This window comes from Rhodococcus sp. AW25M09, from assembly GCF_000333955.1.
Taxonomy (GTDB): domain Bacteria; phylum Actinomycetota; class Actinomycetes; order Mycobacteriales; family Mycobacteriaceae; genus Rhodococcoides.
This window is the reverse complement of record NZ_CAPS01000129.1, coordinates 1-2377: the sequence shown is the minus strand read 5'-3', so window position 1 is coordinate 2377 and position 2377 is coordinate 1. Positions and strand designations below refer to the sequence as shown.

The 2377-nt window shown below is 65.5% G+C and carries 3 protein-coding genes and 2 pseudogenes; 4 read left to right on the top strand and 1 reads right to left on the bottom strand.

Annotated elements, in window-relative coordinates:
* Positions 1 to 233: pseudogene (locus tag RHODMAR_RS24275) on the bottom strand (cadmium-transporting ATPase); the annotation flags it as partial.
* On the opposite strand from RHODMAR_RS24275, the pseudogene RHODMAR_RS24270 reads away from it, so the two are divergent.
* The 4 genes and pseudogenes from RHODMAR_RS24270 to RHODMAR_RS24255 form a co-directional block, all read left to right on the top strand.
* Positions 219 to 515, top strand: a pseudogene (locus tag RHODMAR_RS24270) (DsbA family protein); the annotation flags it as partial. The pseudogenes RHODMAR_RS24275 and RHODMAR_RS24270 overlap by 15 nt on opposite strands.
* Positions 490 to 1137, top strand: a complete 648-nt coding sequence (locus tag RHODMAR_RS24265; protein WP_008720057.1) for a vitamin K epoxide reductase family protein — start codon at positions 490 to 492, stop codon at positions 1135 to 1137. The pseudogene RHODMAR_RS24270 and the gene RHODMAR_RS24265, both read left to right, overlap by 26 nt.
* Before the next feature lie 55 nt (positions 1138 to 1192).
* Positions 1193 to 1822 (top strand): TlpA family protein disulfide reductase, encoded by a 630-nt coding sequence (locus RHODMAR_RS24260; protein WP_008720055.1) that lies wholly within the window; start codon positions 1193 to 1195, stop codon positions 1820 to 1822.
* The coding region (locus tag RHODMAR_RS24255) for a TlpA disulfide reductase family protein (protein WP_008720053.1) at positions 1819 to 2377 on the top strand (559 nt) is incomplete at its 3' end. The genes RHODMAR_RS24260 and RHODMAR_RS24255, both read left to right, overlap by 4 nt.

The following is a 2377-nucleotide window of genomic DNA, read 5'->3' as shown; positions in this document are numbered from 1 at the left end:
CTGATTCCCGCAGCGGTGACGACGTCGACGACCTCCGGTCGTCCTGCGGTGAGGGTGCCGGTCTTGTCCACGGCGACGACGCGGATGCGGCCCAGCTCTTCTACTGCTGCACCGCCTTTGATCAATGCCCCGTTGCGGCTCGCAGCCCCGATCGCCGCCACCACCGACAGCGGCACCGAGATGGCCAATGCGCACGGTGATGCCGCGACCAGGACCACCAGTGCGCGTTCGAGGCAATGTATCAGCGCATGTACGAAACGCAGGCGCAGTGGGGCGAACAGCAGGTTCCGCAGGACGAGTTGTTCCGCAGCTTCGCCGTCGAGCAAGGGCTCGACATGAGCGCCTTCGATGCCGCCTACACCGACCCTGCGACGCTCGCGCGCATCGAGGCCGACGTCGCGGACGGGATCGCGCTCGGCGTGCAGGGCACCCCGACGTTCTTCCTCAACGGCACCAAGATCGAACCCACCACGTACGGAGACCTCGCCGATGCCCTCGACGCTGCACTCGGCTGACCTCCCAGCGGCCGAGACCGGACCCGGTGGATCGTTCGGCCGGAGCCTGCCCTGGCTGCTGCTGGTGGGCGGCGTGACCGGACTGGTCGCCGCGTTCGTGCTCACGGTAGAAAAGTTCGCTCTGGCACTCGATCCCGACTACGCCCCGACCTGCAGCATCAACCCGGTGCTCAACTGCGGATCGGTGATGGACACCCCGCAGGCGTCTGCGTTCGGATTTCCCAATTCCCTTCTCGGGATCGCAGGCTTCGCCGTCGTGGCGGCAGTGGGTGCCGCCCTTCTCGCCGGTGCGGTGTTCGCACAGTGGTTCTGGGGCGCAGTGCAGGTCGGTGTCACTGCTGCCGCAGTCTTCGTGCACTGGCTGATCGCGCAGAGCCTCTACGACATCGGCGCGCTGTGCCCGTACTGCATGGCGGTGTGGGCGGTCACCGTACCGATCTTCTGGTACGTCACGCTGCGCAACCTCGACCGCGCCAGGTCGAAATCCGCTCTTGGGCAATGGTTTCGGCTATGGCTTGACTCGCTGATTCGCAATCACTCGCTTCCGCTGACCGTGTGGTTTCTCGTCCTCATCGCCCTGATCGCGCAGCGTTTCTGGTCGTACTGGTCCACGCTCCTATGATCCGCGACGTACCGTTCGCCCCTCTGCCGCTCTCTCGAGAAAGAAGGTCACGGCGATGACGCGCGGCTGGTCGCTCGTCATGCTCGTCGTTGTCGTTGCATCGATCGTTGCACTGTGGCCCCGCTCCGGTGGCGTCGAGGGCGGCCCGTCCGAGGCCATCGCCAACAATGTCGCGCCGGTCGGACCCGAACCCACATTGTCCCGCCCGCCGGATGACGCGGCACGAGCAGCAGCGCTACCGCTGTGTCCGCCGCCGGTACCGCGTGAAGGCGGTCCGCTGGCAGGAGTGATAGCGCGCTGCATCGGCAGCGCCGACGATGTCGATCTCGCCGACGTTCTCGGCAGCGAGGTGACGCTGATCAACCTGTGGGCATCCTGGTGCGGCCCGTGCCGCACCGAGATGCCCGTACTCGATGCCTACGCCGCAGAACCCGACGCGATCCCAGTCATCGGAATCAACGTCGAGGACCGACCCGAGGACGCGGCCGCGCTGCTCACGCAACTGGGCATCCGCTATCCGAACTACATCGACGGCGGCAGCGTCCAGGACGCGCTCTCGGCACCGCCGGTCCTTCCCCTGAGCTTTCTCCTCCACCCGGACGGAACGATCGAGCGCATCACCGACCCGACAGTGTTCGAGACGACAGACCAGATCCGCACTGCAATAAAGGACTTCACCTCATGACACGCTTCCCACCAGTGTGGGTCGGTACTCGACGACAAGGCGGCACGCCCACCGCGGCAATCGGATCGATTCTTGCCGTCGTACTACTGATCTCCGGATGCTCCGCTGGTGCCGACGCTGCACCGTCCGGCGGGAGCTTCGACTTCGTCGCGCCCGGTGGCCGAACCGACATCGTCTACGACCCTCCCGAAACACGCGGAACCATAGGCGAGCTCGCCGGCCCCGATCTGATGGAGGAAGGCAAGACGACCGCTCTGGCGGACTACGACGGCAAGGTCGTCGTGATCAATCTCTGGGGTCAATGGTGCGGCCCCTGCCGCGGCGAAGCCGACGACCTCGAAGAGGTCTACGAGGCCACCCGTGAGCGCGGTGTGCAGTTCCTCGGTATCAATGTCCGAGATCCGCAGAAGGACAAAGCGCAGGACTTCGTGGTCGACAACGACGTCACTTACCCTTCGATCTACGACCCCTCGATGCGGACGCTGATCGCCCTCGGCGGGAACTATCCGACCAGCGTCATTCCCTCGACGCTGGTACTCGATCGCCAGCACCGCG